Source organism: Burkholderia sp. Ac-20392 (assembly GCF_017104585.1).
Classification (GTDB): Bacteria; Pseudomonadota; Gammaproteobacteria; order Burkholderiales; family Burkholderiaceae; genus Burkholderia; species Burkholderia lata.
The window spans coordinates 1-16,838 of the sequence record NZ_JAAGPB010000019.1; the positions used below are offsets into that span (position 1 = coordinate 1).

Annotated in this window: 13 protein-coding genes and 1 pseudogene; 7 read left to right on the plus strand and 7 right to left on the minus strand. The window is 67.0% G+C overall.

Annotated features, from left to right (window positions below; all coding sequences use genetic code 11):
* Window positions 1-32: 32 nt before the first annotated feature.
* The 6 genes and pseudogenes from G3N99_RS04660 to G3N99_RS04685 form a co-directional block, all read right to left on the minus strand.
* On the minus strand, window positions 33-1,406 hold the full coding sequence (locus G3N99_RS04660) for a nucleobase:cation symporter-2 family protein (RefSeq protein WP_174936587.1): 1,374 nt from the start codon (window positions 1,404-1,406) through the stop codon (window positions 33-35).
* Between the two features lie 61 nt (window positions 1,407-1,467).
* On the minus strand, window positions 1,468-2,583 hold the full coding sequence (locus tag G3N99_RS04665; RefSeq protein WP_206121759.1) for a GTP-binding protein: 1,116 nt from the start codon (window positions 2,581-2,583) through the stop codon (window positions 1,468-1,470).
* Window positions 2,580-3,194, minus strand: a complete 615-nt coding sequence (locus tag G3N99_RS04670) for a UbiX family flavin prenyltransferase (RefSeq protein ID WP_174936592.1) — start codon at window positions 3,192-3,194, stop codon at window positions 2,580-2,582. Before G3N99_RS04670 ends, G3N99_RS04665 begins: the two co-directional genes overlap by 4 nt.
* Window positions 3,191-4,585: a UbiD family decarboxylase gene (locus G3N99_RS04675; RefSeq protein ID WP_206121760.1), complete on the minus strand. Its 1,395-nt coding sequence runs from the start codon at window positions 4,583-4,585 to the stop codon at window positions 3,191-3,193. Before G3N99_RS04675 ends, G3N99_RS04670 begins: the two co-directional genes overlap by 4 nt.
* 81 nt (window positions 4,586-4,666) lie before the next feature.
* Window positions 4,667-5,572: pseudogene (locus G3N99_RS04680) on the minus strand (amidohydrolase family protein).
* A 36-nt stretch (window positions 5,573-5,608) separates the two neighbouring features.
* Window positions 5,609-6,511, minus strand: a complete 903-nt coding sequence (locus tag G3N99_RS04685) for an amidohydrolase family protein (protein ID WP_174936600.1) — start codon at window positions 6,509-6,511, stop codon at window positions 5,609-5,611.
* A 243-nt stretch (window positions 6,512-6,754) separates the two neighbouring features.
* On the opposite strand from G3N99_RS04685, the gene G3N99_RS04690 reads away from it, so the two are divergent.
* The gene (locus tag G3N99_RS04690; RefSeq protein ID WP_174939014.1) at window positions 6,755-7,645 is read left to right on the plus strand and encodes a LysR substrate-binding domain-containing protein; all 891 of its coding nucleotides are present in this window, start codon (window positions 6,755-6,757) and stop codon (window positions 7,643-7,645) included.
* Window positions 7,646-7,654: 9 nt separating this feature from the next.
* On the opposite strand, the gene G3N99_RS04695 is transcribed toward G3N99_RS04690, so the two are convergent.
* Window positions 7,655-8,548: a LysR substrate-binding domain-containing protein gene (locus G3N99_RS04695; protein WP_174936607.1), complete on the minus strand. Its 894-nt coding sequence runs from the start codon at window positions 8,546-8,548 to the stop codon at window positions 7,655-7,657.
* Window positions 8,549-8,677: 129 nt separating this feature from the next.
* On the opposite strand from G3N99_RS04695, the gene G3N99_RS04700 reads away from it, so the two are divergent.
* The 6 genes from G3N99_RS04700 (at window position 8,678) to tssI (ending at window position 16,823) form a co-directional block, all read left to right on the plus strand.
* Window positions 8,678-9,172 carry a (2Fe-2S)-binding protein gene (locus G3N99_RS04700; RefSeq protein ID WP_011354249.1) on the plus strand — a complete coding sequence of 165 codons (495 nt, stop codon included), beginning with the start codon at window positions 8,678-8,680 and terminating at the stop codon, window positions 9,170-9,172.
* A gap of 1 nt (window position 9,173) precedes the next feature.
* Window positions 9,174-11,429, plus strand: a complete 2,256-nt coding sequence (locus G3N99_RS04705; protein WP_206121761.1) for a molybdopterin cofactor-binding domain-containing protein — start codon at window positions 9,174-9,176, stop codon at window positions 11,427-11,429.
* Window positions 11,430-11,710: 281 nt separating this feature from the next.
* Window positions 11,711-12,418 (plus strand): YfiR family protein, encoded by a 708-nt coding sequence (locus G3N99_RS04710; protein ID WP_206121762.1) that lies wholly within the window; start codon window positions 11,711-11,713, stop codon window positions 12,416-12,418.
* Window positions 12,415-13,683 (plus strand): diguanylate cyclase, encoded by a 1,269-nt coding sequence (locus G3N99_RS04715; protein WP_174936627.1) that lies wholly within the window; start codon window positions 12,415-12,417, stop codon window positions 13,681-13,683. The genes G3N99_RS04710 and G3N99_RS04715 overlap by 4 nt, the downstream gene beginning before the upstream one ends.
* 85 nt (window positions 13,684-13,768) lie before the next feature.
* Window positions 13,769-14,278 (plus strand): OmpA family protein, encoded by a 510-nt coding sequence (locus G3N99_RS04720; protein WP_174937278.1) that lies wholly within the window; start codon window positions 13,769-13,771, stop codon window positions 14,276-14,278.
* Window positions 14,279-14,684: 406 nt separating this feature from the next.
* Entirely contained in the window at window positions 14,685-16,823 is a 2,139-nt protein-coding gene (tssI, locus tag G3N99_RS04725; RefSeq protein ID WP_174936630.1) for a type VI secretion system tip protein TssI/VgrG, read from the plus strand.
* The last annotated feature ends 15 nt before the right edge of the window (window positions 16,824-16,838 follow it).

The window sequence follows — 16,838 nt, forward strand, 5'->3', positions numbered from 1 at the left end:
TAGGCTCGACGCCGCGCGCGGCATGAAGCCCGTCAGTCGCACTCGCGCGCCATCGGGCTGTGGTGCGCGGCGTCGGCATGCGCGTGCGATTCGACGGGCGCCGCCGCCGGCACGCCATTGAGCAAGGCATTGAGCAGGACCGATACGAGGCACGCGAGCACGACACCGCTGTGCAGGAACGGTTGCGTCCAGTCGGGCATGTGCGCGAACACCTTCGGCGCCATCACCGGAATCAGCGCGGTCGCGATCGTGAAGCCGACGATCAGCACGTTGTAGCGGTTGCCTTCGAAGTCGACTTTCGCCAGCGTCTGCACGCCGGCGGCGACGACCACGCCGAACATCGCGATACCCGCACCGCCGAGCGCGGCCGACGGCGTCGACGCGACGATCGCGCCGATCTTCGGCACCAGCGCGACGACGCACATCAGCACGCCGCTGACCGCGACGATCCAGCGGCTGCGCACGCCGGTCAGGATCACGAGCCCGACGTTCTCCATGAACGCGATGAACGGAAACGCGGCGAACGTGCCGGCGATCGCGCTCGCGACGCCGTTCGCCCGCAGCCCGCGCACGACGTCCTCCTCGCTCACCTGCTTCTCGACGATGTCGCCGATCGCGACGAACAGGCCCATCGACTCGACCATCTGCACGATCATCACGACGACCATCGTCAGCACCGGCACGATCGCGAACACCGGCGTTCCGAAGTGGAACGGGTAGGGCACGGTGAACCACGGCGCGGCCGCGACGTTCGTGAAATTGCCCATCCCGAGCGCGATCGCGAGCAGGCTGCCGGCGACGAGCCCGATCAGCACCGACAGGTTGCGCAGGAACGCGTTCGCGAAGCGGTTGACCGCGAGGATCACGACCGCGACGACGAGCGCGACCGCGAGAAACGACAGCTCGCCGAACTGCAGCTTCGCCGCGTCGCCGCCGCCGGCCCACTGGTACGCGACCGGAAACAGCTGCAGCCCGATCACGGTGACGATGCAGCCGGTCACGACCGGCGGGAACAGGCGGCGCAGCCGGCCGACCAGCGGCGCGGCGAAGGTCGTGATGATGCCCGCGCCGATCACCGCGCCGCACACGCCCGCGAACCCCACGCCCGGCGTCAGGCCGATCGCGATCACGGGGCCGACGCTGCTGAAGGCGACGCCCTGCAGGATCGGCAGGCGCACGCCGAGCTTCCAGACGCCCACCGTTTGCAGGATCGTCGAGATGCCGGAACAGAAAAGCGCGGTGCTGATCAGCACGGTCGTGTCGGCGGGCGACATCTTCAACGCCGACGCGACGATCAGCGGCACCGCGATCGCGCCGATATAGGCGACGAGCATGTGTTGCAGGCCGAGCGTCAGCATCTGGCGGCGCGGCAGGACCCGATCGACGGGATGTGAAGCAGCGTTCATGGGCGTGTCCTCTGAGGTTCGTTATCGGGCGGACGCGCGATGCGCCCGCCTGGCGTGCCCGTCAGGCCGCGACCGCCGCGGCGAGACAGGCATGGAAACGGTCGGTCAGCGCGGCGCGATCGAGATCGCGGCCGATGAAAACGATGCGCGACGAGCGCGGCTCGCATCCCCACGCCTGCGCGGCGCGCAGTTCGATCACGCCGTGTACGCCCTGCAGCACGTAGCGCTGCGCACGGCCTTGCACGGCGAGGATGCCTTTCATCCGGAACAGGTTCGCGGTATCGGCGCGGCGCAGCTCGCCGAGCCACGCTTCGAGCGCATCGAGATCGACATCCGCATCGACTTCGATGCCGACCGACGACACGCTTTCGTCGTGTTCGTGGTGGTCGTGATCGTCGTCGTGGGCGTGGGCGTCGTGAGCGTGGCCGTCGTGCTCGTGCTCATGTTCATGCTCGTGCGCATGTTCGTCCGCATGCGGCGCATCGGCCTGCAGCCCGTCGCTCTCGACGAGGATTTGCGCGAATTCGTTCGCACCGATCCCGAGGATGCGGTCGAGGTCGACCTGCGCGTAGCTCGACGCGACGATCTCGGCCGTCGTGTTCAGCTCGCGCAGCCGCGCGGTCAGCGAATCGACGTCGGGCGTGTCGACGAGGTCGACCTTGTTGATCACGATCCGGTCCGCGCAGACGATCTGGTCGACGGCCTGGTTGTCGCGGCCGTCGAGCACCAGATCGTCGAGATGCGCGCGGATATGCTTTGCATCGACCATCGTGACGACCGCGTCGAGCGCGACTTCCTTCGCGATCGGATCGTCGAGGAAGAAGGTCTGCGCGACCGGATACGGATCGGCGAGGCCGCTCGTCTCGACGATGATGTGATCGAGCCGGTCGGGGCGCGCGACGAGCATTCGCACGATCCGCACGAGATCCTCGCGCACCGCGCCGACGCAGCACACGCAGCCGTTGGTCATCTCGTAGATTTCCTCGGTCGATTCGAGCACGAGGCCGCCGTCGATGCCGATTTCACCGAACTCGTTTTCGATCACCGCGATCTTGCGGCCGTGCTTCTCGCGCAGGATGTAGTTCAGCAGTGTCGTCTTGCCCGCCCCGAGAAAGCCCGTGAGCACGGTGACCGGAATCTTTTCGACGTCGCTGTGGGTGGTGTGGATGTGGGTCATGATGCGTCTCCGTTGAGTCGGTTGGGCTGCGGGTTGTGCGGGGATTCGCTGTCCTTCCAGCGATGGACGGTGCGGGAATCGAGGTCGAACAGGTCGAGCACGCGGCCGAGCGTGTGGTCGATCATCTGGTCGAGCGAAGCAGGGCGCGCATAGAACGCCGGCACGGGCGGCGCGACGATCGCGCCCATTTCCGTGACGGTGGCCATGTTGCGCAGATGCGTGAGCGTGTACGGCGTCTCGCGTGCGAGCAGCACGAGCCGGCGGCGCTCCTTCAGCACGACGTCGGCCGCACGCGAGATCAGGCCGGATGAAAGACCGCTCGCGATCTCGGCGAGCGTCTTCATCGAGCACGGCGCGACGATCATCCCGAGCGTGCGGAACGATCCGCTCGAGATCGGCGCCGCGATGTCGTCGCTGCGGTACAGCACGCTCGCGAGCGCGGTGATGTCCGACAGCCGGAAGTCGGTCTCGTGCGCCATCGTCAGCGCGGCGGCGCGCGATACGACCACGTGCGTCTCGATGTCGAGTTCGCGCAGCAGCGCGAGCAGCCGCATCCCGTACACGAAGCCGGACGCACCGCTGATGCCGACCACGAGCCGCCGCGCGCTCATCGCGATGCTCCGCCGAGTTGCGCGATCACTTGCGCGGCGCGCTGCATCGCGGCGTCGCCGACACGTGCGCGCACGCCGTCGAAGCGCGAGCCGCGCGTCGCGTCGATTCCCATCCGCGACGTCGTGCCGTCGGCCGATGACGACGGATCGAGCGGGCTGCCGGGCAGGCCGTCGACGACGAACAGGTCGCGGTGCGGCTGGAAGTGCGTCGCGATCGCCCACAGCACCTGCGCGTCGTCGGAGATGTCGACGTCGCTGTCGACCGCGATGACGTTCTTCAGGTACGGGTCCCAGCCGAGCAGCGCGAGCATGATCTGGCGCGCTTCGCCGTCGCGCGACTGCTTCAGCGCGACGTAGCAGTGGAAGTGCGTGCCGGAATTCGGATAGTGAATGGCGGTGACGGAAGGAAAGCGCGCCTTCAGCTTTTCGCTCATCTCGGCTTCACGCGGTAGCCGCGCAAGCGTCAGGTGCTCCGCGTACGGGCCGCCGACCACGTCGACGAGCCACGCGTCCTTGCGCCGCATCATTGCGTCGATGCGCAGCACGTTGTTGGTCGAGCGGTCCGACGAGTAGCCGGTGAATTCGCCGAACGGGCCTTCTTCGGCATGCGCGTCGGGATCGATCGTGCCTTCGAGCACGAACTCGGCGGCGGCCGGCACGCCGATGCCGTGATGCGGCGTGCGCACGAGCTGCAGCGGCGCGCCGAACAGCCCGCCGGCGATGGCGCGCTCGTCCGCGCCGAACGGCACGCGTGCGGCGGCCGCGAGCATGAACAGCGGATGCGCGCCGATCACCATCGCGACTTTCAGCGTGTCGCCGCGCGCCTTCGCGGTCTGCAGCATTCGCCACAGATGGCCGCGCGAATGGAGGCTCGTCGCCAGCGCGTTGCGCGCATGCGGCATCGAGCGGTGGTAGCTGAGGTTCGCGACGCCCGTCACCGGATCTTCGGCGACGATCACCGCGTTGGTCACGTAAGGCCCGCGATCGGTTTCGAAGTGGCGGATCATCGGCAGTTGTGCGAGATCGACCGCATCGCCTTCGGTCACCTGATCGAGCACGGGGCCGTGCGGCACGACGACCGGCGCGACGGGCGCGTTCGCGCACTGCTGCCACGCGTCGAACAGGCCGTTCGCATCGACGCCGAACAGCCGGCCGATGCGCGTGCGGGATGCGAACACGTTGGTGACGAGCGGTGTCGAAAGACCGTCGACGCGCTCGCAGACGAGCATCTCGTGCCGCCCGCGTGCGGCGAGCGACGCGACGACGGCCGTGACGTCCTGGTCGGCGGACAGCGGCTGCGCGAGCGTCAGCACGTCGTCCGGAAAGCGTTCGCGATACGCGTTCGCGAAGTGATGGAAATCCTGCTGCTCGGCGAAAAGGCTGGACGCCATGATGCACTCCGTCGGATACGGAAGGGGAAAGACCGGATCGCGCGCGTGTTCGAGGCGGCACGCGATCCGGCTGCCGGCGCGTTACAGGTAGGTCGACGTGAGGCGCTTCTGCGCTTCGTCGAGATCCTTCGGCGGCCTGGTCGGCTCGATGCCGACGAGGCGGGCGATGTTGTTGCCCATGTAGTCCTCGAGGCCGTCCTCGTCGAGATCCATCCCCTGCGGCGCGGGCCCGCACAGCATCTCCAGCTCGCGCAGCCACATGCCGGGTTCGTTCGGCGGCGAATCGGTGCCGAACACGATCTTGTTGCGCGGCAGCTCGCGGGCGAACTCGACGATCCGCGACTGGTAGCACCAGCCCGATTCGCAGTACACGTTCGGCGTATCCATCGCCATCCAGAATGCTTCGAACGAGTAGTTGCCACCCGTCTGGATGCCGAAGTGACCGATGATGAAGTTCACCATCGGAAACTCGCGGATGATCGGGTAGAACTGCGTCGGGATCGTGTACGGGCCGTCGCCGGTGTGGATCAGCACGACGATGTTGTACTTCGCACAGACCTTCATCGCCGGGCGCAGCCAGTCGAGCGCGCGATCGGGCCGGTAGCCGTGCATGTTCGCGTGCAGCTTCACCATCTTGAAGCCGTACTCCCTGATGTGGAATTCGAGCTCCGCCGCGCCGTTCTCCGGGCCCCAGCGCGGGTTGTACGTGAAGTTGCCGATGAAGCGGTCGGGGTACTTCTGCGTGAGTTCGGCGATGTACGCCATGTAGTCGCGAATGCCTTCGCGGCCGCGACGGTTGCCGTCGCGATAGCCGGTGTTGCCGGGCGGCGGCTGGATGAAGCCCATGTCGATGCGGCGCGGCTTGCCGTTGATGATGTACGGGCCGTCCATCATCTTGAGCAGGCGTTCGCCGGTGAACGGTTCGCCGGTGTGGCGTCAGGCCTCGTCGACGAGGTTGGTCGGGTGCAGGTGCGTATCGATGATCATGCAATGCTCCGGAATCGGGAGAGAGGGGCGCGGGCGTCAGGCGGCGAGCAGCGCTTTCGCTTCGTCGACGGTGCGCGGCGCGGGCGTCGGTTCGAGACCGATCATCCGGGCCGTGTTGTTGCCGAGGTAGTCCTCGAGCGTGTCCTCGTCGAGATTCATCCCTTGCGGCGGATCGAAGCAGAGCACTTCGAGCAACCGCAGCCACATTCCCGGTTCGTTCGGCGGCGTGTCGGAGCCGAACAGGATCTTGTGCTTCGGCAGCACCTTCGCGAATTCGACGATCCGCGACTGCAGGCACCAGCCCGATTCGCAATACACGTTCGGCAGGTCCATCGCGAGCTGGAACGGCTCGAAACAGTAGACGCCGCCGGTCTGCACACCGAAGTGCGCCATGATGAAATTGACCGTCGGGAATTCCTTGATCATCGGCACCCACTCGGTCGGGATGCTGTACGGGCCGTCGCCGGTGTGCAGCTTCACGAGCACGCCGAGCTCCGCGCACTTCTTCAGCGCGGGGCGCAGCCAGTCGAGCGCGCGGTCGGGCCGGTACGCATGCATGTTGGCCTGGAACTGCACCATCTTGAAGCCGAGCTTGCGCACGTAGTGATCGATCGCGTTCACGCCGTTCTCCACGCCGCAGCGCGGGTTGTAGACGAAGCAGCCGATGAAGCGGTCGGGGTGCTTGCGCACCATCTCGACCGTGTACGCCATGTACGCGTCGATCGATTCGGCGCCCGACTTCTCGCCGTCGGTGTACGTATAGATGGTGTTGCCTTGCGGCGGCTGGATGAATGCCTTGTCGACGCGGCGCGGCTTGCCGTTGATGAGGAAGGGGCCGTTCATCGTCTCGATCAGGCGCTCGCCGGTGAACGGCGGGCCGTCGTGACGCCATGCGAGGTCGACGAGATTCGTCGGGTAACAGCTGGTGTCGATGATCATCTACTCGATCTCCTTGAGAGGAACCGGAAAAGCCGGTTGCCGTATCGCGGGCAGGCACGTCGATGAAGCGACCCGTCGGTCGGATTCATGCGGCCCTTTGCAAGGCGCATTATTTTTTTGCGCCTTCCCCTCGCCGGCATCGAGTGACACACTGCGACGTGCACTGCTGCTTGGGATCGAGTGTCACCAGCCGAATGTGCTCTGTACAATATTTTTTACTGACGCTCTTGATACGTTTGCGATATGGACATGCGTGTGTTGCGTTACTTCGCGGTGCTGGCCGACGAACTGCATTTCGGGCGCGCGGCCGCGCGGCTCCATATCTCGCAGCCGCCGTTGAGCCAGCAGATCAGGCTGCTCGAAGAGCAGCTCGGCACCGCTCTGTTCGTGCGCTCGCAGCATCGCGTCGAATTGACCGAGGCAGGGAAAACACTGAAGGAGCAGGTGCCGCTGATCGTCGCGCAGTTCGATCGCGCGATCGATCTCACGCGTTGCGCGGGGCGCGGGGAAGTGGGGCGGCTCGCGGTCGGCATCATCAGCTCGGCGATGGTCGTGCCGATTCCACGTGCGTTGCGCGTGTTCGCCGAGCGCCATCCGCACGTGCACTGGTCGCTGCACGAGATGACGCCGGCCGCGCAGATCGACGCGCTGAAGGAGAAGCGGCTCGACGTGTGTTTCTTCCGGCTGTTCCAGGACGATCCGTCGATCCGCAGCGAGATCGTTGTGCGCGAAACGGCCGTGGCCGTGCTGCCGTCCGGCCATCCGCTCGCGTCGCGCGACGCGATCGCGCTCGCCGAGCTGGCCGGCGAACAGTTCGTGTCATTCGGCTTGCGGCACTCGCAACTGGCGCGCTTCCTGCAGCAGAGCTGCGTCGACGCGCGTTTCACGCCGCAGATCGCACACGAGGTCGTCGAAGTGCACACGCTGCTGTCGCTGGTGCGCGAAGGGCTGGGCGTCGCGCTGCTGCCCGCGTCGTCGCGGCAGATCTCGACGGGCGGCGTCGCGTTCGTGCCGCTGCTGCCGCCGGAGCTCGAGGTATCGCTGCAGGCGCGTTACCGCGCGGACGATACGTCCGCGGTGCTCGGCGCGTTCCTCGACACCGTGCGCGAGGTCGCGGCGGAGTTCAACGCGTAGCGGCGCGTATCAGTGCCCGAGCGATTGCGCGACGAGCGCGCCGATCGCATCGATCAGCGGCTTCACGCGCGCATGGCGCTCGCGCGGCCAGATCGCATGCAGGTTGTAGTGGGTCGGAATCGCGATCGTGCAGAGTTCGACGAGCCGGCCGTCGCGGCGCGCATCGGCGGCGAGCAGCCCGCGCACCAGCCCGGCACCGAGCCCTGACGCGAGCGTCGCGACGAGCCCCGCCGCGTTGTCGAACACGGCGATCGTTTCCGGTTCGACGGGTTCGAGCCCGGCCGCTTCGAGCCACGGAATCCACGACCGCTTCGTGTAGCCGAGCAACGGCAGTTCGAGCACCTGTTCGGGCGTGAGCGGCGCGGTCAGCCCGTAACGTTCGAGCAGCGCGGGCGCGGCCATCGCGGTCAGCCGGTCGGGGCAGACCAGCGCGCTGTCCACGCCTTCCCATTCCCCGTAGCCGTAGCGCAGCGCAACATCGACGCGATCGAATGCATCGCGGTCGTGGCGCGGCGCGGACAGTACCGTCAGCGTCGTGCCGTCGAGCGTGTGCATCAGTGCCGGCAGTCGCGCGGGCAGCCAGCCCTGCATCAGCTCCGGATCGACGTCGAGCCGCAGCGACGGCCCGGTCGTGCGTCCCTTCACCGACGACAGCGCGCGATCGATCTGTTCGAGCCCGTCCGACAACTGGTTCGCGAACAGCGTGCCGGCATCGGTCAGCATCACGCGGCCGCCGGCGCGGGCGAACAGCGGCTGGCCGATGAATTCCTCGAGCGAGCGAATCTGCTGGCTGATCGCGCTGTGCGTGAGCGCCAGCTGGCGTGCTGCGCTGGAAAAACTGCCGACCCGCGCGGCCTGCAGAAACGCCTGCATCGACTGGATCGAAGGGTATCGCTTGAGCATCTGTTAGTCCGACTGACAGGGAATCGACGAAATGATCGCTGGCGTACCCGTGCATCGCGTTTCGATAATGCTCCGGAACCGCGCGACGGACGCGGGCCGACATCATGAATGCGAATCAGGAGACAGCGCATGATCGACATCGTCGTGAACGATACACGCCATTCGCTCGAGAATGTACCGGAGGATATGCCGTTGCTGTGGGTGCTGCGCGACCGGCTCAAGCTCACCGGCACGAAGTTCGGCTGTGGCAAGGGCCTGTGCGGCGCGTGCACCGTGCATCTCGAAGGGCAGGCCGTACGCGCATGCCTGATTCCGGCCGTCGCTGCGCACGGGCGGCACGTGACGACGATCGAGGGGCTGTCGCCGGACGGGCGGCATCCGCTGCAGCTCGCGTGGGTGGCCGAGGACGTGCCGCAATGCGGCTATTGCCAGCCGGGGCAACTGATGCAGGCAGCCGCGCTGTTGAAGGGCGGGCAGCCGGTGGACGACGACGCGATCGTGCAGGCGATGTCGGGCAACATCTGCCGCTGCGGCACGTATGCGCGCATTCACCGCGCGATCAAGCGTGCGGCGTCCGGCGATCCGGCGCTGAAGGCCGCGGCCGAACCCGCGAAGGAGGCGTGACATGCGCGACGACCACGCACCGGATGCACCGGACGCACCGCACGACGACGGCACGCCGCGCCGGCGCTTCCTCAAGCAGGGTTCGGCACTGCTTGCCGCAGGCATCGCGATCGGCTTCCGGATGCCCGACGCGGTGGCCGCAGGCAAGAGCGCCAGTGGCGATCCTCATCCGTCCGCCGGCGAATTCGAACCGAACGCCTGGGTGCGCGTGCTGCCCGACGACACGATCAAGCTCGTCGTGCACAAGCACGATTCGGGCACCGGCACGCGCACCGCGCTCGCAGCAGTCGTGGCCGAGGAGCTCGACGTCGATCCGTTCCGGGTCGATGTGATCACGCCGGAAGATCCGTTCTTCGCCGATTACATCCACCCGCTGTGGAAGGTGTTCTCGACCGGCGGCAGCACGAGCGTCGCGATGGAGTACGACCGGCTGCGTCGTGCGGGCGCGACCGCGCGTGCGATGCTCGTCGAGGCGGCGGCGCATCAATGGGGTGTGCCCGTCGCTGCGTGTACGACGGCAGACGGTGCCGTGCTGCATGCGGCGAGCGGCCGCCGGGCGACGTACGGCTCGCTTGCATCGGCGGCCGCGCAGTTGCCGGCGCCGAAACAGGTCGTGCTGAAAGATCCCGCGCAGTTCCGCTACATCGGCAAGCTGCGCAAGAAGCGCGGCGCCGCGCAGAAGGCCGATGGTTCGTTTCCGTACAGCATCGACGTGTCGCTGCCGGGGATGCTGGTCGCGGTCGTCACGCGCGCGCCGGTGATCGACGGCCGCGTGCGCAGCGTCGATGCGAAGGCGGCGCTCGCGATTCCCGGCGTGCGCGACGTGCTGCAGATTCCGCCGCGCCCCGATGTGCTCGGCGGCAACCAGGCCGGCGTCGCGGTGCTCGCGGACGACTACTGGTCAGCACATAAAGGGCAGGCCGCGCTGACGATCGAATGGGAGGACAGCCTGTTCGAGACGTTCGACAGCAGCACGCTCGCCGCGCGCCAGGCCGCGTGGGTCGACGATCCGGCCGCGCGCGTCGTGCCGACGATTGCCGACGGCGATCCGGCGAAGGCCCATACGGCCGGCGCGCGCACGATCGAGGCGTCGTATGCGATGCCGCACAAGGCCGCGAATCCGCTGGAGCCGATCAACCTCACCGTGTGGGCGCGCAACGGCGGCATCGAATACTGGGGCGGGCTGCAGGTGCCGTCCACCGCGATGGAAGCGGCCGAAGTGATCGGCGGCATTCCTTCGCATCGCGTGACGCTGCACGAGCTGGTGTCGGGCGGCAGCTTCGGCGCACGCGAATCGAAGTACTGGCTGTTCGAGGCGACCTGGCTCGCGGTGAAGACCGGCAAGCCGGTGAAGCTGATGAACAGCCGCGAGGACGAGATGCGTGCGCTGTTCTATCACGCGGCAAGTTACCACCGCGCGCGCGCCGTGCTCGATGCGCAGGGCAATCTGGCATCGCTGTGGCTGCGCGGCGTGATGCCCGCATCGCCGCAACAGTGGGAGCCCGGCTATCTGGAGCGCACCGACCGGATGGATTTCAGCACGACCGAGGCGCTCACGAAATGGGAGTTCGCGTATGCGGCGCCGCATCGCGACATCGGCTGGATCCGGATGGAGACGGGCGTGCCGACCGGCTGGTTTCGCGCGGTGAGCTACATCCCGAACGTGTTCGCAGTCGAATCGCTGATGGACGAGGCCGCGCATGCGGCACGGCGCGACCCGGTCGAATTCCGGCTCGCGCACATGCGCGACCGGCCGCGCCATGCGGCCGTGCTGCGCGAGGCGGCGCAACGGGCGGGGTGGGGGCAGCCGCTGCCGGACGGTGTCGCACTCGGCATCGCGACGAACCAGGCGTACGACAGCTATGTCGCGGTGGTCGCGCGTGTCGTACGCAAGGACGGCGCGGTGCGTGTGGAGAAGCTGACGTGCGTCGCCGATTGCGGAATCGCGGTGTCGCCGGCCGGCGTCGACGAGCAACTGTACGGCGGCCTGATGTGGGGGCTCGGCCATGCGACGTCCGATCGCATCGATTTCCGGCACGGCCGTGTGCAACAGTCGAACTTCGATACGTATCGCGTGATGCGGATGAACGACATGCCCGAGACCGACATTCATATCGTGCAGGGCGATCCGGCGAAGCCGGGCGGCGTCGGTGAGCTGTCGAGCCCGGCGGTGACGCCGGCGATCGCGAACGCGGTGTTCCGGCTGACGGGGAAGCGGTTGCGGGAGACGCCTTTCGATTTGTCGGCGGTCGCGTAGCGTGACGGAACGTATGAAGTTTGACCTGCATCGGCCGCCAATCCGCTGATCAATTTGCCGACGTCGCAACCGGATCGACGTCGGCGAACGCGTTCGCCGGCAGTGTCGTGCGCAAACGCCGATTCCGCAGACTTTCCCCCGCTTCTCGCGGGTGTTTCCCACTGGTTGGTGATGCGAATTTTTACCTAAGATGAAGCCATCATGCGCGTAATTCGGTGCCTGCACGCGCATGGAGGGAGGCGGGAGGCAGCGCCGGAGCGACGCCAGCGGATGTTGCCATCATGGATGCGAAAGTGTGCGCGTCGGCTGCCAGTCTCGCGACTGCAGCGACGCCAGCGGACGCGGCGGCAATCGCCGCGCGAACGGTGCCCGGCCGTCCTGGTCGAACCGCTCCGCTGCGCCACGCGCTGGCCGCAATCGTTTGCGTTCTGGGGGCCGCGCAGGCCGTGCTGGCCGGGGCGGCCGCCGAGGCTGTCGATCCGGCCGACATGGTGCGCATGGTTGCCGCCGCGACCCCTGCCGATCCCGCCGATCCCGCTGTTGCGTCACACGACACGGCCGTGCGCCAGGTCGTGCTGGGCATCGTCAGTTTCACCCGCTGGCCGACGACACCCGTTCGCCTGCATCTGTGCGTCACGGGCCGACCCGACTATGCGCGCGGCCTGACCGACACGCTGCAGGCCGGCTCGACACTGCTCGACGTGCAGCGTGTGCGCTTCGACGATCCCGCGCTCGGCATCGCCTGCGACATCGTCTATCTCGGCAACCTGGGCGCAGATGAGAGAGCGCGCGTGAGAGCTGCGGTGGCCGGCCATCCGGTGCTGACGATTTCGGAACACGATCCATCCTGCACCGCGGGCGGCATGTTCTGTCTCAACGTCGACGGCGAACGCGTGTCGTTCGACATCAATCTCGACGCAGTCGCACGCAGCGGCGTGCGCGTGCATCCGAACGTGCTCAATCTCGCGCGGCGGCCGGGGGCGCCATGACACGGCCCGCCCCGCCCGTTTCGCTGCGGCGCGTGCCGCGCCCGACGCTGCAAAGCGTGCTGCGCCGCGCGCACCTGCGCCTCGCGTTCGTCGCCGTCGCGATGGCCGCCGTGTCGTTGATCGTGGTGGCCGTGATCGCATTGCGTGCGTATGCCGGCAACAACCTGAACCTGCTGGCCCGCTCGCTCGGTTATACGGTCGAGGCCGCGCTCGTATTTGGCGACCGCGTCGCGGCGGCCGAGGCGATCGGGCTGATCGCCAGCGACGAGGACGTCGCACAGGTGGTGGTGACGGATAGCAAGGACCAGCCGTTCGCGACGTGGCAGTTGCCCGCCGGCAGCGGGATCGCGCGGCTCGAACGCGTCGTCGCCGACCTCGCGCTGCCGGGGCCCGTGACCGCGCCGGTGGTGCATGACGGCATCGTCGTCGGCCACGTCGTCGTACGCGGCCGCGGCCATCAGTTCTTCGGATTCCTGCTTGGCGGCGTGGGCGGCATTCTCGGTTGCCTGGCCGTTAGCGTGATCGGCGCATATATCAGCTCGAAGCGCCTGTTGCGCAATATCGTTTCGCCGTTGCGCGCGCTGGCCAGCGTCGCCCACGCGGTGCGGCGCGAACGTGCGTTCGCGCAGCGCGTCGAGCCCGCGTCGATTGCCGAGCTCAACCAGCTCGGCGACGACTTCAATGCGCTGCTCGACGAATTCGAAGACTGGCAGAACACGCTGCGCGACGAGAACGCGTCGCTCGAACACAAGGCGACGCACGATGCGCTCACGGGGCTGCCCAACCGCGTGCAGTTCGAATCGCGTCTTGCACTCGCCCTCGGCGAAGCCGGGGTCACGGGGCAGCGGGTCGCGATCCTGTATCTCGATTGCGACCGTTTCAAGGAAATCAACGACTGCCTCGGCCACGACGCCGGCGACGCGGTGCTGATCGGCATCGCGTCACGGCTGCGCACGCAGGTGCGCGAGGCCGACCTGGTCGCGCGCCTGGGCGGCGACGAATTCGCGGTGATGCTGCCGGCCGTGCGCGAAGCGGGTAGCGTATGTCGTATTGCTGACGAGATCCTGTCCGGCATGGCGCCGTCGATCGAGCTGTCCGACGGCCGCGTGGTGGCCACCATGATGAGTGCCGGCGTTGCGCTGTATCCCGATCACGCGTCGGATGCGAGCGGTTTGCTGCGGGCGGCGGATGCCGCGATGTACCGCGCCAAGCGCGCCCGGCCAGGCTCGTGGCAACTGGCGGAAGGGGTCGCGGGGGCGGCTTGAGGTTCATCGTTTCACGCTGCGGGCGAGGCCGCGGCAGTGGGTTGAAAGAGCGCTCGCGATGCGGGTGCAATCGAAGGGGTCAATGATGAACAACACGTTTCCGGTGGGCTTTGGGCGCTTGTGCGTCGGCAGCGCGCTGCTTTTGTGCATGCTGCTGGGAGGCTGCAAGACGCCGCCGCTTCATCGTGGATTGACGCAGACGCAGGTCACGGCGCTCAAGTCGGCCGGTTTCCAGGAAACCCAGCAGGGTTTCGAGTTCGGCTCGACCGGGCCGATCCTGTTCGATTTCGATCGCTACAACCTCAAGCCCGATGTGCGGCGGATCGTCGAAAGGATCGGTCGCACGCTCCGGTCGGCGGGGATTAACGGGGTACGGGTCTATGGCTACTCCGACCAGGAGGGCGTAGACGAGTATGACCTCGAGTTGTCCAAACGGCGGGCGGAGGTCGTTGCGCTTGAACTGGTCGACGTCGGGCTCGATACGAAGCGCATCGCGATCGTCGGGAAGGGGAAGAGCGATCCGGTCGGGGACAACAAGACGCCAGGCGGGCGGGCGCAGAACCGGCGGGCGGCGATCGTGGTGTCGCCGCGGTGACGGGGGCGGTTTCCCTGGGCCACGTGAAAGGCGTTTGCAAGCACCGGCAGTCATGCTATCGAACGCGATGATCGATAGAGCATAGCGGCGCTGTCGTGCCTGACGGCGCGCGTTTCCCTCCCGAGCGTTCGCACTATTTCATCGTGACAGGGGCGATGCCTCGCCCCGTACGGATCTGTCACACGTTTCATGCAGATTGTGTCGTGTTCCGCGCGTGTTGGCGCGGCGCTTCGCGCATGGGCAGCCGCGCCGGGGCGGCCGGCCGCCGGCCTGTTTTTGTATTATCGGGGGCCTGAACGGAAACGTTTGCGGGTGTCTTTCACGCGTCCGGGTTTTGTCCTACATTATCGGGGCTTCGGGCCGATCAGCCGGCACCTGGAACCTGAGAACACAAGAAGGAACAAGCATGAGTTTCGCTCCGAACGGGGGTATTCCCACAGGAATGGGCGGTAGTGCGTTCGGCTCGTTGAGCGCGCTCGGCGGTCTCGCCGGCCCGGTTGCGTCGAGTGTCGCCGGCAGCCTCGGGCCGCTCGCGGGCCTGGCCGGGCACGTCGACACCGTCCAGCGCGCGATGCAGCTCGCGCAGACCGGCTTCTCGCTGATGGACAAGACGCCCGGCGCGATCGCCGAGGCGATCAACGGCGCCGCCAACCCCGCGCGCCTGACCCAGCTCAACCGTTACGTCACACTTGATACGCCGCTCGGCCCGGACGTGCTGCTGGTCAGCGCCGCCGTCGTCGACGAGCACGTGAACCGGTTGCCGGAAATCCATCTCGACCTGCTGTCGCATCGCCACGATCTGCGCCCCGAGGATTTGATCGGCCAGCAGGTCAAGATCCGGTTCGACCAGCAGGCTCGCCTGTCGACGCTGGAGCGCGTCGTCGCATCGGGCGCCGCCGACAACGACCGATACTTCGACGGCTACGTCGCGTCGTTCGACCGGGCCGGCAATCCCGGCAACGTCACGCAGTATCACCTGACGGCGGTGCCGTGGTTCTGGTTCCTGACGCGCTCGACCGACTGCCGGATCTTCCAGAACAAGACCGCGCAGGACATCCTCACCGAGATCTTCCAGGAGCACGGCTTCTCCGATTTCGTGTTCGATATCCGGACGGCCCAGAAGCCGCTCGAATATGTCGTGATGTACCAGGAGAGCTACTTCAACTTCTGCGCGCGGCTGATGGAGCAGGAGGGGCTGGTCTGGACGCACCGCTACGAGAAGGACAAGCACATCCTGGTGATCGGCGATTCGAACCTGCTGTTCCGCCCGATCGACGGGCTCGCGACGGTGCCGTTCGCGGCCACCGAGGCGAGTGAGGACAGCGGTATCGATCAACTGCACGAAGGCCGGCGCTTCGGCGTCGGCAAGGTCACGTTCCGCGACTTCAACCACCAGAACCCGTCGTCGCCGCTGATGCTGGTGGAGGCCGGGCCGCAGAACCTCAAGCATGCGCGGCTCGACGCGACCGAGCGGTTCGAGCACCAGTCGCTGTACGACCACGGCGACGACGGCAACCGCTACGCGCGTTTCGCGATGGAAGCCGAGGAGGCGCAGGCCCATCGCTTTACCGGCGGCGGCTACGCGTGGCGCATGACCACGGCGGGCGCCGTCACCGTGGCGAATCACCCGGTGCTCGAGAACAACCAGGAATACGTGATCCTGCAGGTGCGTCACGAGGCGGTGAACGACTACACGCAGCACAGCGCGAAGCTGCCGTACCGCAACAGCTTCGCGCTGCTGCCGAAGAAGGTGCCGTATCGCGCGCCGCGCGGCACGCCGAAGCCCGTGATTCATGGCACGCAATCGGCGATGGTCGTCGGGCCGAAAGGCGAGGAAATCTACACGAATGGCAGCGCCGTGAAGGTGCATTTCCCGTGGGACCGGCGCGGCAAGAAGGACGGCTCCGATTCGATGTGGGTGCGCGTGTCGCAACCGTGGGCGGGCGACGGCTGGGGCGCGGCCGCGATTCCGCGGATCAAGCAGGAAGTGCTCGTGGCATTCAACCAGGGCGATCCGGATAACCCGGTGATCGTCGGCCGCGTGTTCAACGGCGAACAGGGCAATCCGTACCACGGTGCGGCCGGCCAGACGATGGGGATCAAGAGCCAGACGCACAAGGGGCAGGGGTCGAACGAGATCCGCATGACCGACACGAACGGCATGCAGGAATTCTTCATGCATGCGCAGAAGGACATGAACACCATCGTCGAGAACAACGAGACGCACAAGGTGCTGGGGCCGATGCGTACCGTGCTGGTGGCGACGGGCAGCGAGGAGAAGCAGATTCCGCAGGGCAACCTGACCGAGACGATCGCCGAGAAGCGCAGCACGACCGCGACCACCGTCGAGGTGACGACGCCGGCCAAGGATGGCGGCGGCGGCACGCAGGTCCACATGGCCGAGCGCGGCATCCTGCTGAAGGTGATGGACAGCTCGATCTCGCTCGCGCCGGAAGGCATCCGCCTCGAGCACAAGGGCTCCGTGATCCTGATGACCGACGACGGCGTGATGGTCAACGGCACGCGCATCGACCTCAACAAATAACTCGAACGAAACCAG

Coding starts and splice junctions, on each gene's coding strand:
- G3N99_RS04660 (WP_174936587.1), bottom strand. CDS start 1,406: ATGAACGCTGCTTCACATCCCGTCGATCGGGTCCTGCCGCGCCGCCAG.
- G3N99_RS04695 (WP_174936607.1), bottom strand. CDS start 8,548: ATGCTCAAGCGATACCCTTCGATCCAGTCGATGCAGGCGTTTCTGCAG.
- G3N99_RS04710 (WP_206121762.1), top strand. CDS start 11,711: ATGGATGCGAAAGTGTGCGCGTCGGCTGCCAGTCTCGCGACTGCAGCG.
- G3N99_RS04670 (WP_174936592.1), bottom strand. CDS start 3,194: ATGAGCGCGCGGCGGCTCGTGGTCGGCATCAGCGGTGCGTCCGGCTTC.
- tssI (WP_174936630.1), top strand. CDS start 14,685: ATGAGTTTCGCTCCGAACGGGGGTATTCCCACAGGAATGGGCGGTAGT.
- G3N99_RS04720 (WP_174937278.1), top strand. CDS start 13,769: ATGAACAACACGTTTCCGGTGGGCTTTGGGCGCTTGTGCGTCGGCAGC.
- G3N99_RS04690 (WP_174939014.1), top strand. CDS start 6,755: ATGGACATGCGTGTGTTGCGTTACTTCGCGGTGCTGGCCGACGAACTG.
- G3N99_RS04685 (WP_174936600.1), bottom strand. CDS start 6,511: ATGATCATCGACACCAGCTGTTACCCGACGAATCTCGTCGACCTCGCA.
- G3N99_RS04665 (WP_206121759.1), bottom strand. CDS start 2,583: ATGACCCACATCCACACCACCCACAGCGACGTCGAAAAGATTCCGGTC.
- G3N99_RS04675 (WP_206121760.1), bottom strand. CDS start 4,585: ATGGCGTCCAGCCTTTTCGCCGAGCAGCAGGATTTCCATCACTTCGCG.
- G3N99_RS04705 (WP_206121761.1), top strand. CDS start 9,174: ATGCGCGACGACCACGCACCGGATGCACCGGACGCACCGCACGACGAC.
- G3N99_RS04700 (WP_011354249.1), top strand. CDS start 8,678: ATGATCGACATCGTCGTGAACGATACACGCCATTCGCTCGAGAATGTA.
- G3N99_RS04715 (WP_174936627.1), top strand. CDS start 12,415: ATGACACGGCCCGCCCCGCCCGTTTCGCTGCGGCGCGTGCCGCGCCCG.